The sequence below is a fragment of the Candidatus Poribacteria bacterium genome (genome assembly GCA_026702755.1).
In the GTDB taxonomy this organism is placed as follows: domain Bacteria; phylum Poribacteria; class WGA-4E; order WGA-4E; family WGA-3G; genus WGA-3G.
This window is the reverse complement of the sequence record JAPPBX010000098.1, coordinates 13,711-39,833: the sequence shown is the minus strand read 5'-3', so window position 1 is coordinate 39,833 and position 26,123 is coordinate 13,711. Positions and strand designations below refer to the sequence as shown.

The following is a 26,123-nucleotide window of genomic DNA, read 5'->3' as shown; positions in this document are numbered from 1 at the left end:
TTTTGCGTCTAATGCCGCTTTCTGGCACTGCGCTTGACAGCAGGATTCGGATCGTGCCGGGCAATGTCAAAGAGGGTACGATGCTCAATCCTATCCAATGTGGACAAAAGTTTTGCGACTTCCATGCGTACACACGCTGCTGGGTCTTTGAGTCCACGTTCAAACCAACGTTCGGCATCATCAAAATCGTGTTTTGCGAGTGCTGCGAGTGCACCGGCACGAATTCGTCTATTTTTAGATTCAGCGTGCGGTAGAATAGGGGCGACATACCCGTCATCGCATCGGCACATGATTCGCAAAGCGTTACATACCACATCCACTGATTCATCTTCAAGATGCAATACACACCACTCAAATAGATCTTCAGTCCCGATTTTTTCGAGAGATTGAAGACCGCGCACCCGTCGCTTTGGATTCTCATCAAAAATGTCGGCGACTGCTTTGGTGTGGAGGGTATCAACTTTCGCTGGTTCAAGCGGTTCCTCCTTCGTCTCTGGATAAAGAACGCGGACCTCGATAGTGTCATTGTGAAGATGCTGAATAGGTAGCACCTCAGGACTAAACGGAATCTTGTCAAAGAATGCCGGTAACCATTGTCTGCCTTTGATAAAAAACTCTTGCCGACTGATTTGGTTTCCAGTGCCCGCTCGCATTCGGTTGTTCATCCAATGTGCCAACCGCGCAATACCCCAATGGTTTCGACTCACGCCGTTGTGGGAGTAAAGCCCCAATTGGTCGTTAACCCATTGTGCCAGTGCAACTGGACACGCAAGGAATTCAAAAGAATTCGCCTCTAAGAGTTGGACCTGCATCTGTTGGTGAATCGCTATAATGCCACCCCGTATTTGGATTCTGCCATTACCGAGGTGTGCACGGAGTTTTTCGACCTCCAGTTCGGTTTTGAGTACGACCGGTCGACCCCGCCGCCGTCGTGCCTTTTGATCCGCGCGGTTCTTAGCATAGTTCCAATTTGTTGTGAACCAGACAGCTCCACCACGTGGGCGAAACCCATTTTCAACGATCCCTCTTGCACTGCTTAATGTTGTGCCGTGATAGAATTCCATAAACGATTCTCCTCGAAAGTTTAACGTGGTTAACCCCATTTATGGTAAATAATTCGTGAAAATCGGCAGTGTTAAAACTGTAACGCGGGATCGCCTGTCTCAACCCTTGAAAGGTCATCGGTTAAGAGGCGTTTTCGGTGTTATCAGTGGAAGCCTCTTCTTCGGTTTCTTCAGTTTCGCCAGTTGCTGTTTCTTCTTCTGTAGCTGCTTCCTGTCTACTGATGGCACGGACATAGCCCATTCTGAGTTCATAGAGGGTATTCGCCAAAAAGTTGGCTTCCGGTGCGGTGAGGTTGCCTTTCGTCTTTTCCTCAAGCATCTCAATCGTATCAATAATATGTTTCACGAGTGGGAAGTTTGTAACGACCTCGTTCGTTTCGGGGTTCGGGATTCCCTCTAAGTAGAGCCGTCCCGTTTCTACAAGGTTGGCAAGGTAACTAATAAAATCGACAGGTGGAAGTTGCTGTGCTTCTTCCTGAACCGTAGTCTCTTCCATATAATATTACTCCTGAGTCTAATTTTCTTGATATAGGCAGCGGATGTTTGTAGAAAAAGTTCGCTATTCGTTATCAAAGATAATGATTTGTGCGAGTAAACTCCCTGCTTGGTTATTATTGTTTGGATTTTCGTTCATTGCGAGAAAAATAACACCGTCGGCGGGAGCGGGATTGTCATAACGGGAGCCGACAGCAAAAACGACATCTCCGATTTTGGCGATGAGTGCGCCGATATTTGTGCCGGGAAGTAAGTAACCATCGGAGCCTGGTGTCTTCGGGACACCGTCAGCACCGCACCATCCCGTCCGATTTTGCAAATCTGGTGACCACGCGCCTTCCGCGTCGATAATAAGTCTCTGTCCTTTTTCCACACGCACGTAACTCTCTTGCCAAATAGGGCTTGGACGAGCCGTACGGATAACTGTTAATGCCATATATGCCTCCAAAATAATAGGGTGAGATGTAACGATTGGCATTGTACCAACCGTTACATCGTTGCTGCTATTGCTTATCCCGAATGGTGATGTTGGTGATCACGTCGTCAACTGTAATACTGTCAACTACGTCCATCCCGCTGATAACGTTTCCAAAAATGGTGTAATTACTGTCAAGGATCGCGTCACCTCGGCAGATAAAGAATTCAGAGGCGTATGAAACACTCGCCCCTTCTTCTTTCGCCATAGCTACGACACCTCGCGACATCTCTTGTGAACCGTTCTCAATGGGGAGTGTATCTCCAGCAGCAAGTTTTGAACCTGCTTGGATAAGGAGTTCTTCTGCGCGATTAAACTTTTCACCTTTGTAATACATCACTTGCGCGTTTTTGATGAAGTTCTTAGACGTTTCTGGTGCTTCAGTGGCAAGGAATTCAAATTCGATGGTGCCTTTTGCCGTTTCAATGACGGCGACCACTGCTGCTGGATCAATCTGTGGTTTCGCTGCGGTTGTTGCGGTGCCTGTGCCAGCGCGGCGTGCGCGCGGTGCAGGTGCTTGCTGCTCTTCTTGTGCGCAACTCAGCACGAAGGTCGCGAATAAAGTCGCTAAAACCAAGAGTGCTGCAGATGCGAACTGCTGGTGTTGCTTACTCTGCTGTTGCCTTAACATATTTTGACTTCGCCTCCAATCGGATTTTTGTCATGACATCGCCTATCTCTAAGCGATCGACGACATCCATACCTTGAATTACACCGCCGAAGGTAGTGTAGTTGCCGTCAAGATGGGGTTGGGGTTTGAAGCAAATGTAAAATTGGCTCCCGGATGAGTTCGGCGTGTCTGGCACCCGTGCCATCGCCACAGTGCCTCTGACATGTGGACGTTGATTCGGATTGGTGTATTCGTCAATAATCGTCCAACCGGGACCTCCTGATCCATCGCCTTTTGGACACCCACTTTGAATGATATTCAAGCCGGGTGCATCAACTTTCCGATGAAATGTTAAGCTGTCGTAAAACTTTTGGTTAATCAACTTAATGAAATTGTCCACTGCCACGGGGGCAGCATCGGGGTAGAACTCAAGCACGAAGGTGCCTTTGTCGGTTGTGACGACCGCGGCCTGCTCTTCAGGCGTTAGTTGGTTCCCAAAAGGAAGCGCGCAGCCGATTAAGGTTAGGAATAAAAGAAGAAATATTGGACTTTTGTGTAGTAAGTTTTGGCTGGTCAGCTGCGCCAAAAGATAACGTGTCGCTTTCATCAAACCTCCTTTGAGGTGCCAGTTAGTTCGTTTTGAGGCGTGCCCAGACGGTCGTTAATTTGTCCTGTGCATCGACATGCAGTACAACAGGCTCTTCCATATCTCTGAGCAACTCTTCCTTGGTTAAGGCGTAGTTATACATTTTAATTTCATCTAAGGCACCCGTAAGAAAACGACCGGTTCCGCCGCGTGCGCCAATAAAAAGCGGATCGTTGTTTGGTTTTAATTCACCCTTACACGCCATTTCTGCTTCCAATTCGCCATCGATATAGAGCAGGATCGTTTTACCGTCCCATGTTCCAGCAAGAAAATGCCATTCTCCATCCTGAATGCTGGGACCAATATTATCATCGTTACAGGCATCTGGCAGGTCGAAGAATTGAAGAATAGTTCCACCATTGTAGAGTGCAGCAAGGTTATACAGCCCAGAAACCCAAGCCGTTCCTTTTTCTACGCCACTCTGAATTGCTTCTCCGCCTTTCACAATTGCCCAGAATTCAATGGTGATTCCGTCGACAATGTCAAGACTCGCATGGTCGGGAATTTGTCCAGAGGTTTTTCCGTCGAATTCCAGTGCTTGCCCAAAAACACCTTCAATGAGTTTCGGTGAACCTTTGAAGGTCGCATCGTTGCCGAATTCGGATATATCTTTTGCGACTTTTCCTTCTAAAGTATCAAAGGGTAGGTGCAATACTAATTCTTGTGCTTTACAAATCGCTGAAACGTTTATTAAAATAAGAAAGAGCAACCCGAAAATAACACACTGTTTCAAGACACTACCTCCTAAAAGTAGAATTATAAGCGACACTTTTTCCGATGTCAATAAAAATCGGAAATTCCTAAACGGTTAATACAATAATTTAAGATAACAAGAGGGGGAAAAAAAGTCAAGGATTTTCATTTAAGGCATGGAAACTTGACCGAAAGCGTATTCGTTGTTATAATAACGTCGGCGCACATGAATATAGCGCGCAGCTTCCAAACTCCTATATTTGCAACTTGGGCATTGCTTACAAAATCACAGAAAAGGAAGGCTATGGGAAAATTGGCGATTGAAGAACAGACATATACAAATTCGATAGGGATGCAGTTCGTTAGAATTGAACCCGGCACGTTTATGATGGGTTCAGAAAACGCGGCACTGTCGGATGAATTAATAGGGAGTAAAAGAACACACCTCCGAGATGGCGATTCTGATGAAAAACCGGTACATCAGGTAACGCTTACCACGCCGTTCTACATCGGCGTTTTTCAGGTTACCAATGTGCAGTATGAGGCATTTGATGCGACCCATCGTGAGATGCAGAGTCTTCGGAACGTCGGTTTTTCTCGAGAAGATGACGAGGCGGTTATCTTTGTGGATTGGCACGATGCGACGCGCTTCTGTGAATGGCTTTCCGAAAAGGAGGGACTCCCTTATCGCTTGCCGACCGAGGCAGAATGGGAATATGTGTGCCGAGCAGGAACGACAACCCATTTTCACACAGGGGATACATTGCCGCCCGAATTTCATAAAAATGTTGGAGAGAGTTGGTACCCGGATGGTGGACGGGGTCGCGGCACAGAAGAAATTGTACCTTTGCATGTCGGACGCACAACACCGAACGCGTGGGGTGTCTGCGATATGCACGGGAATGTAGAGGAGTGGTGCCGAGATTGGTATGGACCGTACCAACCGAACCCACAGGTCGATCCGATAGGCAGGGAAGCAGGGCTGTATCGTGTCACACGCGGTGGTAGCCATTCGACACTGCTCTGTTATCTGCGTTCTGCGAATCGGATGGGGGCGGTGCCTGAAGATAAACACTGGTACATCGGGTTTCGTGTTGTCTGTGGTGAAGTGCCCCCGACATCACCGACACCTGCACCGAAGGTGGCGTTGTGGGGACGTGAGGTCAAACAGGAACCTGCAAGTTCACCCGCACCGGAGACACCTTATTTCGCAGAACCGCTGACGTTCGTTAAAATTCCAGAGGGTTCAAATGGACCGCTTTTTTCAGCGCATAATCACGTCCCGGCGATAACAGAATGCCCGAATGGTGATATGTTCGCAGCGTGGTATTCGTGCGTGACAGAACGGGGACGTGAATTGACAGTCGCCGCGAGTCGATTGCGTTTTGGTGGGACAGAATGGGATCCTGCCGAGCCTTTCTGGGGTCCGCCTGATCGGAATAATCACGCGACATCCCTCTGGCGAAATGAAAATGGACGAATTTATCATTTCAATGGACTTTCGGCAGCCGCGACATGGGGACCCTTAGCGTTGGTAATGCGCTATTCCGACGATAACGGCGCAACTTGGTCGAAACCTCGCTTCATTTCACCGGAGCATCGTCTCCGACACATGCCGATTGCCTCGGTCTTCCGAAGGCAGGACGATTCCATACTGCTTGCTTGCGATGCTGTGAGCGGCGGAGACGGCGGCACTGCAATATGGCTTAGCGATGACGATGGAGAAACGTGGTACGATCCGGGGGCAGGGCAACCTATCCCTGAATTTGCTGCAGGAAAAAGTGGTGGGTGGATTGCTGGTATTCACGCGGCTGTGGTTGAGCTCTCGGATGGCAGGTTGATGGCTTATGGCAGAGGCGATACGATTGATGAACGGATGCCGAAAAGTCTTTCCGAAGATGGCGGTAAGACGTGGCATTACAGCGCGAGTCCGTTCCCTGTGGTTTCCGGTGGACAGCGGTGTGTTTTACTACAGCTTCAAGAGGGACCGATTTTCCTCGCCTCCTTCACAGCGGATCGGAGGGAACCGACACCTATGCCGATCGTCGATGCTTCTGGGAATGAACGTCTCGTTAACGGGCTCTTCGGCGCGTTATCTTATGACGATGGCGAGACGTGGGAACACATTCGCCTGATCACAGACGATGGCGCAGACCGAGAGATCGAAACGATGGATGGCCGACCCTTTACGATGGGGTTAAACAGTGCTGAACCGGGGGGTTACCTTGCTGTTTGTCAAGGGCAAAACGGTATAATTCATCTGATTAGCAGCCGTCAGCATTATCGATTTAATCTTGCGTGGTTAAAAGAGTTACCTCCATCAAATGTTTCATTCTGATACCACAGTTTTCCTAAACGAACCGCAAGGAATATTAAAAAAATGAAACTTCCTTTTTTGCATCAAGAAGTAGAAGTCAGCACCGATTTGCGCGAGAGTAACGGCATCCTTGACAATCCGAAAGCATTGAAAGAGCGCATAGCAACGGATGGGTACCTGTTGATTCGCGGACTACATGACAAGGACTCGGTCCTTACGGCACGTCGACAGATTCTGGAGAAACTCGAAACAAAAGGGATGCTCGCACCGGATACGGCGTTGATGGATGGCATCTTCAATCCGGAATACCCGGAGCCTACCTCAACCGGTTCGATGGGCAATAAGACGTTGACGCAGATGCCAGCATTCAAAGCAGTTGTTGAAGGCGAACCCATAATGGACTTTTTCAAGCGGTTCCTCGGTGGCGAGGCAGCGACGTTCGATTTCAAATGGCTTCGCACGGCAGGACCCGGTTCAGGTTCCCCAATCCATTACGATATCGTCTTTATGGGCAGAGGTACACAGGACCTCTATTCCTGTTGGACCCCCTTTGGTGATGTATCGCTGGATATGGGACCTATCGTCTTTTGTCTCGGCTCCAACCAGTTTGAAAGGGTGCGTGCTACCTACGGGCAGTCAGATGTAGACCGAGATCTAATTGAAGGGCATTTTAGCGATAAACCCCTTGAAGTCATTGAGAAATTTGGCGGACATTGGGCAACGACAACGTTTTCGACAGGCGATGTTATTATTTTCAGTATGTTCCTGATGCATGCTTCGCTCGTCAATACCTCCAATAAGATTCGGATAACAGCAGATACCCGTTATCAGCTTGCTGCGGAACCGATCGATGAACGTTGGGTTGGCGAAAAACCGAAAGGGCATTACGCATGGAAACAGAAGGGTGCAAAGATTGAATCCTTGGAAGAGTCACGAGAGCGATGGGGGGTTTAATTGTAATAGTAGGTTCTTAGGGGTGCTTTGACTCAACTCTTACGAAGGAACGCATATATGCAAAATGATTCGGATGCGCGTGAGGCTAACACAGCGTCCAAGAATAGAAGTACTAAATTTATACCCTTCCTTCTCATTTTATGTTGCGCTGTTGTGGCTGGTTTCGGCATCCGATATTACAGCAGCACTTCCACAGCGACGGTTGGAGGCGCGTGGGAAGTCTACTTCAGCGAAGTTGGTGCCGGTGAAAACCGCTACTCCCTTGAGAAACAGCTTGTTGCCAGACTTGGGGATGCTGCGTCTCGGATTGATGCCGCGCTCTACCACTTGAATTCCGCACCAATAGCCGATGCTTTAATCGAAGCACATCGTCGTGGTGTCCTTGTTCGTGTCGTCACAGAAACCGATTATGTAGAAGAAACAGCGGTTAGACGTTTACAGGATGTAGACATACCGGTGGTTGACGACGATGGACGAGAGGGTTCTATGCATCACAAGTTTATTGTGATTGATGAACGATATGTCTGGACAGGTTCCTATAACACAACCTATAACGGCGCGTACAGAAACAACAATAACGTTATATTCATCGATTCTGTATCACTGGCGTATAACTTCACGCAGGAGTTTCGAGAGTTGTTTCTTCAGATGCGGGCTGAGAAATCTTCTGGTGCGCGTGTTGTGTATCCCGAAGTAGTACTGAGCGATGGAACGCAGATTTCCACCTATTTCTCACCGGAGAACGACATTATCTCGCTGCTTCTCAAGGAAATTGGATCTGCCAAAAAATCAATTCATTTTATGGCGTTTTCGTTCACGCAGGATGCACTCAGTAGTGCGATGCAGGCCCGTTTTGAATCTGGTGTTGCGGTTCGAGGGGTGTTTGAAGAGCGGCGGGTTAATAACGAATATTCCCGATATAAACAGATGAAAGCGGCGGGTTTGCGGGTGGTTCAGGATGGAAATCCGGGAGCCATGCACCACAAGGTGATTGTTATTGATGCGGAGATTGTGGTTACGGGTTCCTACAATTTCTCAAAAAACGCCGAAGAACATAACAGCGAAAATTTATTGATTATCAAAGGAAACCCTGATATCGCGCGAGCATACCTCGCTGAGTTTGAGCGGGTCGCGCGTTAAGGTTTTTCACCTAAGATGACCGTAGAGTATTGTTCAGTTCCATTCCTACCGATTTTAAGCTGAACCTTCGTATTGGGTCGCTTACTCACAACACATCTTAACAACTCGGCGTAAGAGTGTACAGGAACTTTGTTAAATTCGAGGATAAGATCATCCTGTAAAAGTCCACATTTGTGCGCGGGGCTGTTTTCAATCACGCCTGTAACAAAGATTCCACGTTCACCGACATCAACCTCAATGCCAAGCCAGCCGCGTGCTACCTTTCCATGTTCTATAATTTCTTTGGCAACAGCGTTCACTGTCTCTATCGGCATAGCAAAGGTGATTTCTTGGTTACGAATTCCTAATACAGGCGGTTGAACGAGAAATTGTCTGAGATCTATGTTGTCCTGTTTCTCGAACAGCATGTCTGCTGGTGAATTGGCGTTCGTTGGATCCGTGAGGACCGCAAAAATCATTCCGACAACCTCTCCTGATGTGTTTACGACTGCTCCGCCGCTGTTGCCGGGTGTAACTGCTGCGTTGATTTTAATTAAATCTCCGCACAGTTGGTCTGGCAATGTGTCCCAACCGCCGACAATTCCGAAGGAAACAATTGGGCTATTTCCGTAGGAACTTCCTATTGTTACGACCCAAGAACCGGTATCAATTTTTGAAGAATCACCCCATTTGAATTTAAGAGATTGAGGTCGCGTGAGTTCGATCCATTCGCCAGCTGCTACCGCCTTAGCAGCATCCTGCGAAGACGTGGGACTAAGCAATAGATGGGCGACTTTAAGAACTGCAATATCGGTGAGTGTATCAATGCCGATCAGTTTTGCTGGAGACACTATTTTATTCTTGAAGATAACCTCAATTTTACTCGGGGTCTCCATCTCAAACGTAGTTGTCACGATGTGTCCATCGGTATCAATAACGATACCGGACCCGATGTTTTGTCGGCTAAAAGGCTTTGCCTGTGTTGCGACGACTTTCACAACAGCAGGACGGGTATCAGTGACAACCTTCTGAAAATCCTTTTCAAGCAGTTGTAGGATGTTTTCGCCTGCGAAGCTTGCGGGGCCTGCATAAAAAAGTAAACTGATCAGTCCAATTATCAGTCGCTGGTGTTTTGATTTTGTTGCGTACATGTTTCATTTTCCTTTTTATAGTTACCAGTTGTTAGTTACCAGTTAAGAGGGATCTTGTGGCTGCCACGAAAATCTCTTGTTACTGAAAACTCGTAACTCGTAACTGAAAACTAATTGCCGAATTAGAGCCCACCTCGTGTAGACGTGTTGGTATAACTCACCTGCTTTAGGACGTAATGCTGCTGCATCGGTTGCCTCGGTGTTGGAGTAACACGATTATCTTGTGTCTCTACCGACATTTCCACCGTTGAAACGGGGTCTTGATTGAATAGGAAACCCTCTTGGTGGAGATAGGTACCACCTATGGTGAGGATCAACGCCACAATCCCGCTAACTGCCCATATCGGACGGCGGAATACATCCAGCAGCCGTTTCCAACCTGTTCCGATTCCCTTAACGCCATCAACCGAGTGCTGCTCTTCAGCGAGTCGTTGCATTAACGTCGGCATAAAGTAGGGCGAGGGTTCGATCTGTGGCAATTGCTGTGTCGCCTTAACAGATTCCTGAAATCGGGAATATTCCTGCTGACACGCTTCACATCCTGCGAGATGCCCTTCAAAATCCTGTAATGTCTGATAATCAAGTGTGTCTTCAAAGTGAGCAGAGAAGTATTCCTCGGCTTGTAGGCAGTTCATAAATTGCTCCTAAGAATATGAAATAATCAAATAAACGGTTTTAACTTATCTTTAAGCATGAGTCGGGCACGATTGATGCGAGATTTGGTGGTCCCACTCCGGAGTTCCAGGACCTCACTAATTTCCTCGTAACTCAGCCCTTGTAGATCGCGTAGGACGAGGGGGAGTCTATACTGTTCTGGTAATTCTGCGATTGCTTTTTGAATGGCATTGCGTAATTCTTTACGTTCGAGTGCTACTTCCGGTTGAAAAGCCTGATTCGCGGGAGTGTTCGCGATCAGATCAATTTCTTCTGAATCTCCCTTATTGTCGCTCCCGCTGTCTATCACATTATCAACCCTGTACTTGTCGCGTCGTTCCCGGTTTCGGAGTTCATTTTTGCATAGGTTCTTGGCGATGTGATACATCCACGTCTTAAAATGCGCGCGTCCCGGTTTGTAGCGGTGCGCCGCCTTAAAGATGCGAATGAACGTCTCTTGCGCCAAGTCCTCGGCACTATCTCTATCGTTAATGAACCGAGCAATGAAATTGACGAGCGGTTGCTGATGTCGGCGCACGAGAAGTGTAAACGCACTCTCATCGCCTTTCTGATAGCGTTCCATCAATTCATCATCTAAGTCAAGCATCAGGTTCCTCCGGAGGTGCTTATCTGTAATATACACCGAACCGCGGATTTGGTTGCAAATTTTTTTAGATTTGTTGGAATGAAGACCGAAAATCAAGTGTGTTTCTTGACCTCAAAGCGGGTTTTCGTGTATGATTATTTTACTACGACAAAAATTTACCATATCTGCTAACGGATGTCAAATTCAGAGCGGAGCCGTCGCGTTCCTATGGAGGATTATATGTTTGATCAGGTTTTACAAGAGGTCGAAGCACAATGTAAAGAAGAGAGAATCCCGATGCTGGGCGAAGAAAAGGCGAAATTTCTTGCCGCCTGCGTTGAGGAGGCGAAGCCGTCCCTTATTGTTGAATGCGGAACTGCTATCGGTTATTCTGGGTTGTGGATGCTACGCGTCTTGAAAGCCGCTGGCACTGGACGCTTGGTAACGGTTGAGATAGATGCTGACCGTGCAGCACAAGCACGTACGAATTTTGAACGCGCTGGAATGGCAGACCTCGTCGATTCTCGCCTTGGCGATGCGCAGGAGGTACTCAAAAGCATCCAAGAACCTGTCGATTTTCTGCTCCTTGATAACAATTTTAACAACTATTTTCCCTGTTTTCAAGCAATTGAATCGCGTTTAACGAATCCCGCAACCGTTGTGGCAGACAACGTTGGTATCGGTGCTGATTCAATGGCGGATTATCTGGAGCACGTCCGCGATCACTATGAATCTGAAACGCATTGGTTTGACATTGATCTACCGTGGGTGAAACAGGACGCAATTGAAGTGAGTACCTACCGTCGTTAGTATAAAGTTGGGTTTCACTGCGTTCTGGAGTGTATACAACGATATGGTGGATTTCAATGGTATTTGGAACACCCGCATCTGTCTTTTCAGTTCCGTTCAACCCAACCTACGGCACCATGGAACTCCTAAATTGACAGCTATAGTGTAGTTTCTAACTTCACCAACAAATGCCGATATTGCCAAAGGAGCACGCTTAATGGATTATGATTTCACGACTGTCGCGCGGTTGCCATCACCAGGTGATAACGTCGCTATTGCAACCCAAACGCTGGAGAGTGGTACACGCATCGGTTATGAGGGGTCTCAGTTTCAGTTGTCACATACCATTTTAGAAGGACACCGGTTTGCGATACAATCAATTTCGGAAACCGAGCCACTCCTATCGTGGGGTCTACCTTTCGGTTTTGCGACACGTGCTATTGAACCCGGCGATTACGTGTGCAATCAAAAAATGATTGATTCCTTGTCGATTCGGAACCTGCCCTTTGAATTACCTGAAACGCCCAATTTTAGCGACAAGATGGCACCTTACGTGCTTGACGAAGCTGAATTTCAAGCAGGGAGGCAGGTGGCGCGGCATGCGAACGAGCGTCATTTCTTCGGTTATCAGCGTCCCGGGAGCCGTGGTGTTGGCACGCGAAATTATATCGTCGTTATGGGGACGACTGCACGCACGTCGGGTTTCGCAAGAAGACTTGCCGATATGTGTTCGGTAGGAGGGGTTTGTAACCCCGATACATTTCCAAATATAGACGGTGTTGTTGCTGTGACACACACAGAGGGCGGCGAAAGCAGAACCCCGAATAACATTGATATGCTGCTCCGAACACTCGCCGGTTTCACCGTCCATCCGAATATCGGCGCGATGCTACTCGTCGACTACGGCACCGAATCGGTTACAAACGAAATGCTTAAAGCGTACATGCTCCGCGAAGGCTATGCTTTGGACGATGTTGTCCATAAATTCTATCGGCTGCAGGAGAGTTTCGACGCGGATTTAGCCGGTGGCGCAGAGATTATTGATGGGTGGTTAGATAGCGTGAACAGTGTCCTGCGAACTGAGCAGTCTCTGGAAAATCTCAAAATCGCCTTGCAGTGTGGTGGTTCAGATGCGTTCTCTGGCGTATCAGGGAACCCGCTCGCCGCCTATGTTGCGAAAGAGGTTATCCGTTATGGTGGGTGTGCCAATCTCGCAGAAACCGATGAGCTTATCGGCTCCGAGGCTTATGTGCTGCAGAACGCCCGCGACTTGCCAACGGCGCGTAAGTTTCTTGATACAATCGAACGTTTCAAGGAACGCGTCTCGTGGCACGGACACTCCGCAGAAGGCAATCCGTCGGGTGGCAACAACTTCCGTGGACTTTACAACATCGCTATTAAATCAATCGGTGCAGCGATGAAACGGCATCCCGATGTCTGCCTTGATTATGTCATTGACTATAGCCAACTCATGGAGAAATCGGGCTACTACTTCATGGACAGTCCCGGCAACGATTTGGAGAGCATCGCTGGGCAGGTAGCGTCAGGTTCTAATATGATTTTCTTCGTGACAGGCAACGGATCTATCACAAATTTCCCGTTCGTGCCGACGATTAAGATTGTCACAACGACCGGACGCTATGAGATGCTTACCAAGGATATGGACGTGAACGCAGGAGAATATCTCGACGGGACACCGATGGAAGAACTCGGCGAATCTATGTTGGATCTGACGGTCAATGTCGCATCGGGTGAACGGTCGGTCGGTGAGAAAGCCGGGCACTCCCAAGTCTCGTTGTGGCGCGATTGGAAACAGACGGAACCCGTGGATTTAGACGCTTTATTGACAGAATCTGAATTGAAGTCCGGTGAGCCGCTTTCAATTGATGTTACGGCACAGCGGAGTGTGCCTACTACTCTCCCGATTGACGCTGTTACGGAAACCCAGCGGAGTGTGCCTACTACCCTGCAATTCCGTGCGCTCCAAACGGAAGCAGGATACCGCACGGATCAAGTCGGACTCATCTTACCCACAAGTCTCTGCTCTGGACAGATTGCACAGATGATTGCGCACCGCTGCAACGAACGGGAAATCGGAAAAAAGCAAGGGATATCCCGTTTTGTTGCCCTACCCCATACAGAAGGGTGTGGCGTTTCTGGCGGACGTTCTGAGGAGATTTATACCCGCACGATGATCGGACACCTCACACACCCAACGGTTGCCCTCGGTCTGCTCCTTGAGCACGGTTGTGAAAAAACGCACAACGACCACGTCCGACACGAGATTCAGAAACTCGGTATATCGCCGGAGCGATACGGTTGGGCGAGTGTGCAATTGGATGGTGGCATTGATGCCGTTATTGAGAAGGTGCAAGGTTGGTTTTCCGAAACGCTTGCGGATAAACCGTCCGTTCCGGTTGTCGATGCGGGACTGGAACACCTCTATATAGCGGTGACATCAACAGGTGAGGTGACCGCAAAGGTCTCTCAATCTCTGACGCAATTGACACATAGAGTCGTCGCTGCAGGTGGAACGGTTATTGTGCCAGCAAATGCGACATTTATAAGGGCAGCCACAAGGACTGCCCCTACGTTGGCGTATGGGCAGCGCGTTGAAAAGGCAGGGTTCCACATCATGGAGACACCAACTGATCAACCGACAGAGACGTTAACAGGATTGGGTGCGACGGGTGTTGATTTGGCACTCGCACACGTCGTTGGTGCGCCCTTGCAATCACATGTGATGGTGCCGCTGATTCAGATTTCTACCGATGGCATGACACAAAACAACTACGGCGCGGATTTGGATTCAGAGTCTGCCGATGTTGACGACCTATTAGCCTTGATTATAGAGGTGGCATCGCGGCAGTATATACCGAAGTTGCACGGTAAAGGAAACACAGATTTCCAGTTGACGCGCGGATTATTAGGAATTTCGATGTAGATGTGTGTATCCGTAGGGCAGGGTTTCCGTCCCTCACCCTACGGATGAAGAAAAATTTACTTCCGTATCAACATCTTGCGCGTTGCGGTGAAATCGCCTGCGGTAAGTATGTAGAAATAGACACCACTCGCCACAGGTTCACCGAAGGCGTTTCTGCCATCCCAATAGGCGGCACGGGAATGGGTTTGATAGATACCTGCGGGTTGATGCCCGAGCTCTAACTCCCGAACGACTTGTCCATTAACAGCGTAGATTGTGATGGTGACCTCTGTGGGTTTTGCCAAGTGATAGGGTATCCACGTCTCGGGGTTGAACGGATTCGGGAAGTTTGCCAAAAGCGCGTTCTCTCTATCAGCAGGAACGGTTATTTGTGCAGTGAGTGCGGGACCGTTGTATCCCGCGATGGCACCTGCACCGACGGTGAATATGAGTGTGCTATCAACATTGATATTTCCATCAAATTCAAGTTCCACAGTGATTTGTGTATCACTCTTTCGCCGTGGTTGATGCCAAGGTATTGTTACACCATTGATACCTGCTACTGTCACGGCACCTCTGATGTCAAAGATAGAGCGCGCGTATTTTCTACCGCTAAGTTTGAGTGTGACGACGCTGTCATCAAGCGTTGCTTCTGTCAAGGGGGTATCTGTTGAGGCAACTATTGACTCCTGCCCTCCGGTAACAGGTAGTTGTGCTGTAAGAGCGAATCCGTCATATCCTGTGATAGCACCTGCACCTACAGTCAAAGTAAGGATTGCATCAGCGTCGATATCACCATTGAATTCCAGTTCCATAGTGATGTGAGTGTCGCTTTTTCTCTCTGGTTGGTGCCAAGGTATCGTTACGCCATTAATACCGGAGACCGTCACAGCACGTCTGATGTCAAAGGGAGAACGCTCATAAACACGCCCACTGAGTGTGAGTGTGATGACGCTTCCGTCAAGGGTTGCTTCTGTCAAAGAGGCAGATGTTGAAGCGATGATTGATTCTTGCCCACCAGTAACAGGTATTTGCGCCGTGAGTGCGGGACCGTTATATCTCAATAGGGCATCTGCCGCGACTGTTATGATGAGTATCGCATCAGCATCGATATCACCGCTGAATTCGAGTTCAATGGTGATCTCCGTGTCATTGACCCTATCCACCCCAAACGCTCCAATCGTCACATCCTCAATGCCGGCGACAGACACAGCGTCTCTAATGCTGAATATGGAGCGTGCGTATTTTCTACCGTTGAGTGTGAGTGTGACGACGCTGCCATTGAGTGTCACTTCCGTCAAGGGTTCTTTTGTTATAGCGGCGATGGATTCCTTGCTGCCCGTAACAGTTATTTGCGCGGTCAATGGCGGTCCGTTGTAATCGGCAATAGCGTCCGCGCCCACCGTAAAGGTGAGGATGGCATCAGTGTCAATATTGCCTTTGAACGTCAACTCAACGGTCAACGCTGTATCACTAACGCGGTCTAAATCAAACCAGTGAAAAGTGACACCTTCAATACCGGATACCTCCACAGTATCCCTGAGGTCAAAGGTCGAGTGCTTGTAAGTCGCACCGTTGAGTGTGAGCGTTACCACACTTCCGTTCAACGTTGTTTCTGTCAAGGGTGCCTCAGTTGATGCGACGACAGATTCCTGTCCGCCGTTAACAATGATGTGTGCGATCAGTGCAGGCCCGTCGTATTCAGTAATGGCCTCCGCTGCGACAGTGAAGGTGAGTGTGGCATTTGTTTCAAGGTTACCATTGAATTCGAGTAGAAATATAATGTCTGTGTCGCTCACACGTTCCACCCCGAATATTCCGATCGTTACACCAGCAATCCCGGATACTGTCACAGCAGTAGCAATATCGTTAGATCGGACGTAAGTACCGTTGTTGAGCGTTAAGCGGATAATACTTCCATTGAGGGTTGCCTCCGCCAAGGGTTGTGTCGCAAAAGCCGTTATTGTAGGGCTTTCTTCAACCACGACGGTGACAGGTATCTTCGTGATGAGTGCGGGCCCCTCGTATTTGGTGATAGCATCCGCCCCGACTGTGAAGATGAGGGTTGCGTCGGTATCAAAGTCGGTATCGTCGAATATCAGTTTAACGGTTACTTTCGTCCCACTGACGCGCACTACATCGGATTGAAGAAACGTTACACCAGCAATCCCGGATACTTGCAGTGCGCGGCTGATGTTGGAACTGGATTGTGTATACACGCCGCTTGATAGTGTGAGTGTGACGATGCTTTCATTGAGGGTTGCCTCCGTCAACGGTTGTGGTGTATAAGCCGTTATGATTGGGATAGCTTCGACTACTGCGCTGACGGGTAATTGTGCGATGAGTGCTGTGCCGTTGTATCCTACGATGGCATTCGCTTCCACAGTGAAGGTGAGCGTGGTATCGGTGTCAAAGTCCGTACCATCAAATGTGAGTTCAACATTTACCTGCGTTCCGCTGAGACGTTCCACGTTAAATCTGTTAGCAGTGACACCGGGAATACCGGATACCGTCACACTGTTTCCGACAGTATATTGAGATTCGTAAACACCGCCGTTTAAGGTCAATGTAACGACACTTCGATTCAGTGCTGCTTCTGTTAGAGGTGCTTCTGTTGAAGCGACTATCGATTCTACATTCGCAGTAACCTGTACGGTCGCCGTGAGCGCGGGGCCATCGTAGTTCGCGATAGCATCCGCTTTTACTGTGAAGGTGAGTGGAGCATCCGTATTGAGGTCTGTCCCATAGAATGTCAGTTGGACTGACAATTGCGTATCGTTCAGACGGATAACATCAAACGGTCTAACCGTTACACCCGGAATACCGGATACTGTTACAGGGTCGCTGAGCCAGTTCTCATAGATTCGGTTGCTCAAAGTCAGTGTCACAATGCTTCCGTTGAGCGTTGTTTCCGTTAGCGGTTGCGAAGTTAGCGTTAGCGTTGGACTTTTCTGATCGTCCAGATTGATGATAATGATAACGACGGTGATGGTGATAGCGAGGTTGCCATCAGAGACAGTAACTGTTACGGTGTAGGCGTTCTTTTTTTCATAGTCGAGTTCGGCATTGGTTTTCAGTTGTCCGGTAGTGTTATCAATGTCAAAAGCTGCCGCGTCGGGACCGCTGAGGGTGTAAGTGAGAGTGTCATTATCTGGATCTGTTGCTGTGATCGGATTACCGATGTTTACACCTTTTGCGGTATTCTCTGCCACAGCGCGATTGGTGTGACTGCCATCCACGAAGCTTGGTCTGCTATTAGTGGGTGTTTCAGTTTCTGTGCTGATGACGTTGATGGTGACACGGATTTCATCTATCAAAGCACCATCGGAAACAGTGACAGTTACTGTATAAGATGCCTTGTTGTAGTTGTACGTTGCCTTGGTTTTCAATTGTCCGGTTGTGCTATCAATATCAAAAGCTGCTGCATCCGTGCCACTGAGCTGATAGGTGAGTGAGTCATCGTCCGCATCTGCCGCTGGTACTGGATTCCTGATACTTCCGTTTACCATTGTGCGTGTGGTGCTGAAGCCGTCGATAAATCCGGGTGCTTTGTTGATTGTCCATCCCATGTCTTCAAGCATGCCGAGTGTAATGGGACCAGGGTCATGAATCGCTTCTTGGTTATGGTAATGCGGGGTCATTAAGGAGTTCGGGGTGCCGGCTGGAAAGGTTATCTCATCCAAATGGGTGTAGCTTGAACCTTGCTCCCATGAACTGGGTGCATGGAGTTGGGGGAGGATACCCCCGTTTGCTTCAGTCCCTTTTTTTCCGTTCCAGAAAAGGTCGTTACTCGTGAGTTGATTTTCAAGATCAAAGGACGGGTCAGGGGAAGACATAATGGTTGTCCCAGATCCATTTTCAACAAAGAAATCGTAAATATAAGGTAATTTTGGGGTGCTGCCCCTAAGTTTACCGCGCCCAACAGAGGCGGAAAATGTCCTAATTGATTCTTCTTCTACCCTTGCAAAACTGAAGAAACCAAATCCGTGGGCAATCTCATGCAGCACGGTACTAACGAAGTCCGTTTTCCCTGATGGTGTATTTCCATCTGTGCCGAAGTACCAATTTGCGTCTTCATGGCTATTGAATCTTGTTATAATATCGGGTTCGCTATTCGCAAGATCTCTACCGGCTCTCTTATCCGCGAGTGCCTCTGGGAACCACAAATCCAATGATGCGGGCGACTTCCAGCCTGCCGGGCGCGCCCCGCCTAAAATAATAGTTCCATCCTCAAATCCACCCATATCTATAAAAGATGCCTCAATCCGAATTGGCACCGGTGTCCGGATGAGCGAATTCCAAATATCGACTGCATATTGAAACGCTTCCCTCGCTTCGTCTGTAAAACCGTCGTAGGTTACGATGAATTGGGATTTTTCGATTTTAAGATAGTTGTCTCCTTGGAACAATTTCTGCATCGGTGGCGGCGGGATCCTTGTATTCGCGTTTTCGTTGGTTCCATACAAGATGGTCATCCCTTCCAGTGCTTTGTCTCGGTTCGTTGGGTTGACTGTCGACGGATCTTCGGATGTCCCTGACTGTTTTCCTGGGATCGCGTTTCGGCTCATGGCGCGCGGGGTCAGTCCAAGCAGAAGGCATATTGAAAGAGAGATTGTAAATAAGACTTTCGCTGATTTCATAGCAATTGTAATCGTTTTGTCAGTGTGACTTGCAACATAATAGGTGTCAATTTTAGAAAAAGATGCCTCGGAGCATCAATTGACCCCTATGACGATTTTTCATAATCCGCTATTAGGTGCTGCTGGCGAGGTTTGAAACCTCGCCAGCAAATCGGTTTTCATAAGTTCTACACTCCTTGTGTTACTTGAGAATGAGCATCTTTCGCGTGGCAGAAAAATCGCCTGCGATGAGGGTATAAAAATAAATTCCACTCGCGACTCTGTCACCAACCTCATTTCTGCCGTCCCAATAGATGGCTTTTGACCGACTCTCGTAGACTGCGGCAGTTTGGGGCCCAATATTGAGTCTACGGACGACCCTTCCGCGTTGATCATAGATCGTCACCGTGACGAAAGCATCTTCTGCCAGCCGATACGGTATCCATGTTTCAGGGTTGAACGGATTTGGGTAGTTCGGCAGCAATACGGTTTCTTTCGGGACCAATACAGATAGGAGTTGTTCTAAGAAGCGGATGCCGCTTTGCAACCTCGGATCCGTAAGGTCTAAGCCATGTGCTTGTGCCAACCACTCTTGAATATCAGTGGTGGTAAACATTGCGAGTGATGCTGGATGCAGCGACGGTGCTGCGAGTGTTTGACTAAGTGCCCCTGCCACGAGTATCAAGTCTTGAATATTGACAATGCCATCGCCGTTAACATCTGCGGCGTTGGGCCCGGATTGTCCGAGGCATCCGGCAACGATCACCAGATCAGATACGTTCACGACTCCGTCCTGATTAACATCATATTCAACAAACTGTGTGGAAATTTCGTTGACGACGATCCCAGTACCAGGGGTGCTGATGTCGTTCTTATCCCCATAGTAGGTTTGTTGTTCCGCTGTTAAATTCGCGTCCACAGCAGAAATCCAACCGCCTGCTTGGGTGCCATCAAGTGGCAGACTATTAGCGTAGCGGCGGAGTATTGAAGTCCGGCGACTGTCTCTGGTTCTACCTCTGTTTTTTCCATAAGGTAATTGCCATTGCTGCACATTATCTTTAAAGTTCCCAGCCTCGTCCACCAAGTTCCCTTCATTATCAATGAGTTGTATGTGGAAACCTTCCGTGCTGAGAATTATGCTCCACAAACCGAGGGGTAGGTCTGTTCTCCATTGGAGGTCATAAATCTGATCTTCAGTGAGATTCTTTGAATTTTCACTATCTTCGTTTGATACCACCAGAACAACATCATCCGGCCAAATCCTTGGGGCATCCCCCCAGAAGTCGTCCTCAAAGGTGATTGTTGCACTCACCACTGGTTCATCCCAGGTTGTGGGTCCGGTCAATTCTGTTGAGTCTACATTCTGAATTATCAGTTTCCATCCTGTGAGATTGATGATATCTGGACCGGCATTGTGCAGCTCTATCCATTGCGGCGGCGTAAAGCGTCTTTCTGAGCCAAACATGATTTCACTAATGCTGATGACACTCTCAACCTGGGCGGGTCGAGGAGATTCATCTGTGGTCGGAGGCCTTTCGTCTACGTCAATGATAGTGATAGCGACCGTGATGGTATCGGTGCGCCCGCCATCGGAGACGGTAACGGTTACCGTGTAGGCGTTCCTCGTTTCAAAGTCGAGCGGTGCGCGAGTCTTCAACTGTCCCGTGGTGCTAACGATGCTAAAGGACACCGCATCGGTGCCACCAAGCCTATAGGTCAAGGTATCTTCGTCATCGTCTGTGGCGGACACGGGAGCACCAATGTTTACACCAGCAGGCGTGTTCTCTTTCACAAGACGCGTCGTGCGATTCCCCGCAAAAACTGGCGCGCTGCTCTCATCTACGTCAGTGATGATGATTGTAACTCTGATGGTGTCTGTGAGGGTCTTGTCAGCGGCCTTTACGGTCACCGAATAGGAATTCTTCGTTTCGTAGTCAAGCGCGGCTTTGGTTTTCAGTTGTCCAGTGGTGCCGTCAAGGTCAAAAGCTGCTGCGTCCGTGCCACTGAGGGTATAGGTTAAGGTATCATCGGTGTCAGCATCTTTGGCAGAGACCGCCTCACCGATATGTACCCCTGCGGGCGTGTTTTCGGGTATGGATCGCGTTGCGCTGCTACTTGCGAAAACCGGTGCGCTGTTCTCCGCTACGTCTGTGACATTGATAGCAACACCGATGGTATCTGTGAGCGTGCCATCGGAGACGATAACAGCCACTGAATAGATGTTCTTTTGTTCATAGTCGAGGGGTGCGCGCGTTCGTAATTGTCCGGTGGTGCTGACGATGCCAAAAGATGCCGCATCTGCACCACTGAGGGTATAGGTCAAGATGTCCTCATCCTCATCCGTAGCGGTGACGGGACTGCCGATGTTTCTGCCAGCAGGCGTGTTCTCAGGAATTGAGCGTTCTGTGGCACTGCCCTCTGTGAAGACCGGCGCATGTGCTGTGGCGGTTTCGTCTATGTCAGTGACGTTGATAGCTACACCAATGGAATCTGTTCCACCCTTACCATCGGAGACAAGAACTGCCACCGAATAGGTGTTCTTTTTTTCATAGTCGAGGGGTGCGCGGGTTCATAACTGTCCAGTCGTGCTGACAATACCAAAGGAGGCTGCATCTGCACCACTGAGACTGTAGGTTAAGACATCTTCCTCATCAAGGTCCGTGGCGGTGACGGGGCTGCCAATATTTCTGCCGGCGGGTGTATTCTCGGCTATGGATCGCTCCGTAGCAGTGCCTTCTACAAAGACGGGTGCGTTGTTTTCCTCTACATCTGTGACGTTGATAGCGACCCCGATTGTGTCTGTTCCGCCATTTCCATCAGAGACGTGGACTGCCACTGAATAGGTGTTCTTTTTTTCATAGTCGAGGGGTGCGCGCGTTCTCAACTGTCCGGTGGTGCTGACGATGCCAAAGGAGGCCACATCTGCACCACTGAGACTGTAGGTTAAGACATCTTCATCAAGGTCCGTAGCAGAGACGGGGGCACCGATGTTTCTGCCAGCGGGTGTATTCTCTGGTATGGAGCGCTCCGTAGCAGTGCCCTCTACAAAGACGGGTGCGTTGTTTTCCTCTACGTCCGTGACATCAATCGTGACACTGATAGTATCTCTGGCACTGCCATCGGAGACGGTCACGGTCATGGCGTAAGTATTCTTTTTTTCATAGTCGAGGGGTGCCCGTGTTTGTAATTGTCCAGTTGTACTGATGATACCAAAGGAGGCTGCATCTGCACCACTGACGGTATAGGTCAAGACATCTTCATCAAGGTCCGTAGCGGTGACAGGACTGCCGATGTTTCTGCCAGCGGGTGTATTCTCCGGTACAGATCGCGTCGTTCTACTTCCCTCTCTAAAAATTGGGGCATGATTCACGTTCGGATCTCCGGTAGGTCTGGGAATACCGAGCGCAAAACTGAGGGTGTTATCAGCACTGCTCGGTTTGCTCAGACTATAACCGAAATGGCTTGTCGGCAGTTCAGGGAGCGTGCCAATATCTACGGTGGCAGCATCTGATGTACCGGGGGTGGGGATCACGGTGAGGAGTTCGCTTTCTACGCTGCCAGCGGCAAGTGTAATGGTGGTTGCACCGCCATCAATACTTCCATTTGTAACGGTAACCGGCAACACGATATTGAAAGGTGCACCAGTGGCTGTTGTTGCCTTGAACTGGTTTTCGCCAACCTTCTCCAGAGATACAGTGATGGATAAACCAACGGTGTTGTCGCCCAAATAGAGCGAATTTAACGAAGAGAGTCCGAAAAAGAGACCATTGGGTAGACTGCTGAGTTGATTGGAAGACAGACTGAGCCAGTTCAGTGAAGAGAGCCCAGAAAAGATATCTACTGGCAGGCTGCTGAGTTGGTTGTTGCCTAAATCAAGCCCCGTCAACGCAGTCATTTCAGAGAATGTATTTGCCGATAAACTATCCAAGCTGTTATAGGACAAGTTGAGCCTGCTCAGGGCAGAGAGTCCAGAAAAGACCGAATTGGGTAGACTGTTGAGTTCGTTGCTACCTAAGTCAAGACTACTCATGGCAGACAAACCTGAGAAGATACCTGCTGGCAGACTGCTCAGCGTGTTTTTCGCTAAAGAAAGCGAACGCAACGCCGACAATCCATCAAAATCGCCAGTTTTCAGTGCGGTAATGCTCTGATCACTCAGGTTAAGGTTGGTGATTAAAGATAGGTGTGCAGCGGTTACATCGTTAGCGGAATCTACACCCGGCACCAAGGCAACAATCGTATCTTGAACCTGCTGCGTCCGGTCACTGACCGGTGTCAATTCAGGTGCGTTGTCTTGTGCTTGCACGTTGCCTGTACCTTGTATACCGTATATTAACAACACCGCTGTAACGATTGACAGTACGGTTTTCCAGTTCACGGTTAGCGTTTTCATGATAAACTCCTTTTCGTTCTTTTCGATTACCCACTTCCCTTGAGCGAACATTTGTTTCTTCACGCCATGCGAGTGGATTGTCCACCTTCTAAGTTGACGAAGCACACGAAAAAAACAGTGTAGTATTTGTTCATATCAATATGCACATTGAACACAATATTATACTTGCCATCGCAAGCCTAAACAATTAAAAATAACGACTACTATGGAATATTCCTACCAATCCAACTCCCATCGGAATTTCTACTGGCACGGAATTATTTCCTTATCAGCATCTTACGCGTGGCAGTAAAATCGTCTGCTGTGAGGGTGTAGAAATACACACCACTCGCTACAGGTTCACCCAATGCATTTCTGCCATCCCAATACGCCGCACGCGAACGACTCTGATACATTCCCACAGCTTGATATCCCAGTGTCAACGTCCGCACTAATTGTCCATTCACGGCATAGATATGCAGTGTAACCTCCGCATCCTTCGCCAAGTGATACGGTATCCACGTTTCCGGATTGAATGGATTTGGGTAGTTAGCAAGTAGTGCAGTCTCTTTGGGAGTTAGTGCCATAAGGAGTTGTTCCAGCACGGTAATGCCGCGTAGGTATGCCGGATCAGTGAGCGATAGCTGCTGTGTCTGATTCAACCACCCTTTGATCTCTGCAGCGGTGAGTTGTGCCAATATCTGTGGATTCAACGATGGTGCAGCCGCATCCGCACCGAAAGCATTTGCTACAAGCACAAGGTCAACGATATCCACAAGACCATCACCGTTGAGATCAGCACTATTCTGTCCTGTCTGACCAAAGCGGGCACTAACAATCACCAAATCTTGAATGTTCACGGCACCGTCGCGGTTGATATCTCCCAAGATTGCTTCTGCCGGTGCAGGTGGTTCAATCACTTCTCCACTCTCAATGGCAGTTTCCCACCGCTTTCCATCCGAATCTATAAGGTAGACTTGGGATAAGGTCACCCTGGATGCTTTATAGTCAAGAACTTCAAACGTGAGGGTGGCAAGTGTGCCGTCCCCGTTCGCTGCACCACCGGATGTGGTTGCGGCGAGTATCACCTTTCCAGACCACATGTAGTCCCCGAAAAATGTGTCTCCTAACCAGTCGTGAACAATAATCGGATCTCCGAAAAAAGCATCTGCTGGTAGATAGTCTCCGTTTGCACTTTTCACGTAGTCAAGGGTGGAACCATTAAACAACACGATTGCTTGATAGCCTGCGACGTTTTTTCCATTAGCGATGTTGAGGGAAAGTGTGAGCTGCTCTCCGATAGCCGGCGATAGGACTGGAGAGGGTGAAACGCTCACCGTGGCATCCGATTGCGCTACCGCAGTGACAGGAACTTGGACAGTGAACGCCTTATTATAGCCTGCTATTGCACTTGCGCCAATAGTTAAAGTAAGAGTTGCATCGGTGTCAAAGTCACCATTGAAAGTCAGGGGGACGGCTACCTCTGTGTCACTGATGCGCGCCACATCCCATGATTCAAATGTGACCCCATCAATGCCGGATACCTTCAAAGCCTCTCCAAGTTCCCAACTATACTCGGTGAACCGCCGTCCCTTGAGTGTGAGTGTGACGACACTAATCCCCTCACTGAGTGCGGGCGTGGGGCTTGATGGTAGTTCCGCCGGCAATGTCGCCTCTGTCAGGGGAAATTCCGTTGATGCAACTAATGACTCCTCTACCGCAGTGACAGGAACTTCGGCAATGAATGCTGATCCGTTGTATCCCGATATTGCATCCGCGCCGAGAGTGAAGGTGAGGGTCGTATCGGTATCGAAATCACCGGAGAATAGTAATGTAACAGTCACCTCTCTATCGCTGACGCGTTCCACGTCAAAGGTTAAAACAGGGACATTTCCAATGTCAAATTCTGCCAAATCACCGAGGTCCTCCAAATCAAAGTTTTCAATAGGGATCCCTTCAATCTCGATTCCTGTTGGGTCCCCCACGATCCCTATATCAAATTCAACAGTGTCATCTTCAATACCAGATACTGTCAATGCTCTCTCAATGTTCCAAGAAGCCCCTTCGTAAGTAGCACCGCTGAGCGTGAGTGTTACCACGCTTCCATGAAGAATCGCTTCTGTCAAAGGAGATTCTGTTGATGCGACGAGCGATTCCCGCATCGCAGCGACAAGAACTCGTGTGGTAAGCGCGGGTCCGTTATATCCTACGATTGCGTCTGCACCGAGGGCGAATGTAAGCGTTGCATTGGTGTCAAAGTCACCATTGAATGTCAATTCAACTGCCACCTTGGTGTCACTGACGCGCTCTACATCGAACCTTTCAACAGTTACACCCACAATGCCGGACACTGACACGGCATCTCTGATATTCCAAACAGACCGCTCGTAAGTTCCACCGCTGAGTGTGAGTGTGATCACACTTCCATGCAGTGTTGCTTCTGTTAAGGGGTGTGGAGTTGAGGCAGTTATCGTTTGTGCGTAACTCCGCTGCGTTCCAAAAGTTACCAAGAGAATAGTTAAGATAAGCACAAGGGACTTTCCATTTACGATTAACGTTTTCATAAAAATTCCTTCTCATTGATTTTTCAATTGTGATAGGCAATCGAATTGTTAAATGGAAGGTTGGAAGTATAGGGGGATAGGCATCGCCTCCC

General features: G+C 48.8%; 18 protein-coding genes. 5 read left to right on the top strand and 13 right to left on the bottom strand.

Going from position 1 to position 26,123, the window contains the following annotated elements:
- Window positions 1–8 precede the first annotated feature (8 nt).
- The 6 genes from OXH39_19805 to OXH39_19780 all read right to left on the bottom strand — a co-directional run bounded on the left by OXH39_19805 (window position 9) and on the right by OXH39_19780 (window position 4,023).
- A complete protein-coding gene (locus tag OXH39_19805; GenBank protein ID MCY3552708.1) occupies window positions 9–1,064 on the bottom strand; it encodes a HEAT repeat domain-containing protein in 1,056 nt (351 codons plus the stop codon).
- A gap of 121 nt (window positions 1,065–1,185) precedes the next feature.
- Window positions 1,186–1,560 carry a DUF1844 domain-containing protein gene (locus OXH39_19800; GenBank protein MCY3552707.1) on the bottom strand — a complete coding sequence of 125 codons (375 nt, stop codon included), beginning with the start codon at window positions 1,558–1,560 and terminating at the stop codon, window positions 1,186–1,188.
- Window positions 1,561–1,623: 63 nt separating this feature from the next.
- Window positions 1,624–1,995, bottom strand: a complete 372-nt coding sequence (locus tag OXH39_19795) for a hypothetical protein (protein ID MCY3552706.1) — start codon at window positions 1,993–1,995, stop codon at window positions 1,624–1,626.
- Window positions 1,996–2,062: 67 nt separating this feature from the next.
- Entirely contained in the window at window positions 2,063–2,665 is a 603-nt protein-coding gene (locus tag OXH39_19790) for a peptidylprolyl isomerase (protein ID MCY3552705.1), read from the bottom strand.
- On the bottom strand, window positions 2,643–3,251 hold the full coding sequence (locus tag OXH39_19785) for a peptidylprolyl isomerase (GenBank protein ID MCY3552704.1): 609 nt from the start codon (window positions 3,249–3,251) through the stop codon (window positions 2,643–2,645). The genes OXH39_19790 and OXH39_19785 overlap by 23 nt, the downstream gene beginning before the upstream one ends.
- A gap of 22 nt (window positions 3,252–3,273) precedes the next feature.
- Window positions 3,274–4,023 carry a LamG domain-containing protein gene (locus tag OXH39_19780; GenBank protein ID MCY3552703.1) on the bottom strand — a complete coding sequence of 250 codons (750 nt, stop codon included), beginning with the start codon at window positions 4,021–4,023 and terminating at the stop codon, window positions 3,274–3,276.
- Between the two features lie 264 nt (window positions 4,024–4,287).
- On the opposite strand from OXH39_19780, the gene OXH39_19775 reads away from it, so the two are divergent.
- The 3 genes from OXH39_19775 to OXH39_19765 are packed head-to-tail and all read left to right on the top strand — an operon-like array spanning window position 4,288 to window position 8,394.
- Window positions 4,288–6,321 (top strand): SUMF1/EgtB/PvdO family nonheme iron enzyme, encoded by a 2,034-nt coding sequence (locus tag OXH39_19775; GenBank protein MCY3552702.1) that lies wholly within the window; start codon window positions 4,288–4,290, stop codon window positions 6,319–6,321.
- A 42-nt stretch (window positions 6,322–6,363) separates the two neighbouring features.
- Entirely contained in the window at window positions 6,364–7,254 is an 891-nt protein-coding gene (locus OXH39_19770) for a phytanoyl-CoA dioxygenase family protein (GenBank protein ID MCY3552701.1), read from the top strand.
- Window positions 7,255–7,311: 57 nt separating this feature from the next.
- Window positions 7,312–8,394: a phospholipase D-like domain-containing protein gene (locus tag OXH39_19765; GenBank protein ID MCY3552700.1), complete on the top strand. Its 1,083-nt coding sequence runs from the start codon at window positions 7,312–7,314 to the stop codon at window positions 8,392–8,394.
- Here OXH39_19765 and OXH39_19760 read toward each other — a convergent pair.
- The 3 genes from OXH39_19760 to OXH39_19750 form a co-directional block, all read right to left on the bottom strand.
- Window positions 8,391–9,524 (bottom strand): trypsin-like peptidase domain-containing protein, encoded by a 1,134-nt coding sequence (locus tag OXH39_19760; GenBank protein ID MCY3552699.1) that lies wholly within the window; start codon window positions 9,522–9,524, stop codon window positions 8,391–8,393. The genes OXH39_19765 and OXH39_19760 overlap by 4 nt on opposite strands.
- A gap of 122 nt (window positions 9,525–9,646) precedes the next feature.
- On the bottom strand, window positions 9,647–10,159 hold the full coding sequence (locus tag OXH39_19755; GenBank protein MCY3552698.1) for a zf-HC2 domain-containing protein: 513 nt from the start codon (window positions 10,157–10,159) through the stop codon (window positions 9,647–9,649).
- 26 nt (window positions 10,160–10,185) lie between these two features.
- Window positions 10,186–10,785, bottom strand: coding sequence for a sigma-70 family RNA polymerase sigma factor (locus OXH39_19750; GenBank protein MCY3552697.1), 600 nt, complete (start codon window positions 10,783–10,785; stop codon window positions 10,186–10,188).
- Window positions 10,786–11,004: 219 nt separating this feature from the next.
- On the opposite strand from OXH39_19750, the gene OXH39_19745 reads away from it, so the two are divergent.
- Both OXH39_19745 and OXH39_19740 read left to right on the top strand, forming a co-directional pair.
- Window positions 11,005–11,574, top strand: a complete 570-nt coding sequence (locus OXH39_19745; GenBank protein ID MCY3552696.1) for a class I SAM-dependent methyltransferase — start codon at window positions 11,005–11,007, stop codon at window positions 11,572–11,574.
- 196 nt (window positions 11,575–11,770) lie between these two features.
- Window positions 11,771–14,497 (top strand): UxaA family hydrolase, encoded by a 2,727-nt coding sequence (locus tag OXH39_19740; protein ID MCY3552695.1) that lies wholly within the window; start codon window positions 11,771–11,773, stop codon window positions 14,495–14,497.
- A gap of 56 nt (window positions 14,498–14,553) precedes the next feature.
- Here the strand turns inward: OXH39_19740 and OXH39_19735 are convergent, their stop codons facing one another.
- From OXH39_19735 to OXH39_19720, 4 genes are all read right to left on the bottom strand, one after another.
- On the bottom strand, window positions 14,554–19,116 hold the full coding sequence (locus OXH39_19735) for a cadherin domain-containing protein (protein ID MCY3552694.1): 4,563 nt from the start codon (window positions 19,114–19,116) through the stop codon (window positions 14,554–14,556).
- Between the two features lie 181 nt (window positions 19,117–19,297).
- Window positions 19,298–21,622, bottom strand: coding sequence for a cadherin domain-containing protein (locus OXH39_19730; GenBank protein ID MCY3552693.1), 2,325 nt, complete (start codon window positions 21,620–21,622; stop codon window positions 19,298–19,300).
- A 42-nt stretch (window positions 21,623–21,664) separates the two neighbouring features.
- Entirely contained in the window at window positions 21,665–23,488 is a 1,824-nt protein-coding gene (locus OXH39_19725) for a cadherin domain-containing protein (protein MCY3552692.1), read from the bottom strand.
- A gap of 257 nt (window positions 23,489–23,745) precedes the next feature.
- Window positions 23,746–26,031, bottom strand: a complete 2,286-nt coding sequence (locus tag OXH39_19720; GenBank protein MCY3552691.1) for a T9SS type A sorting domain-containing protein — start codon at window positions 26,029–26,031, stop codon at window positions 23,746–23,748.
- Between the last annotated feature and the right edge of the window lie 92 nt (window positions 26,032–26,123).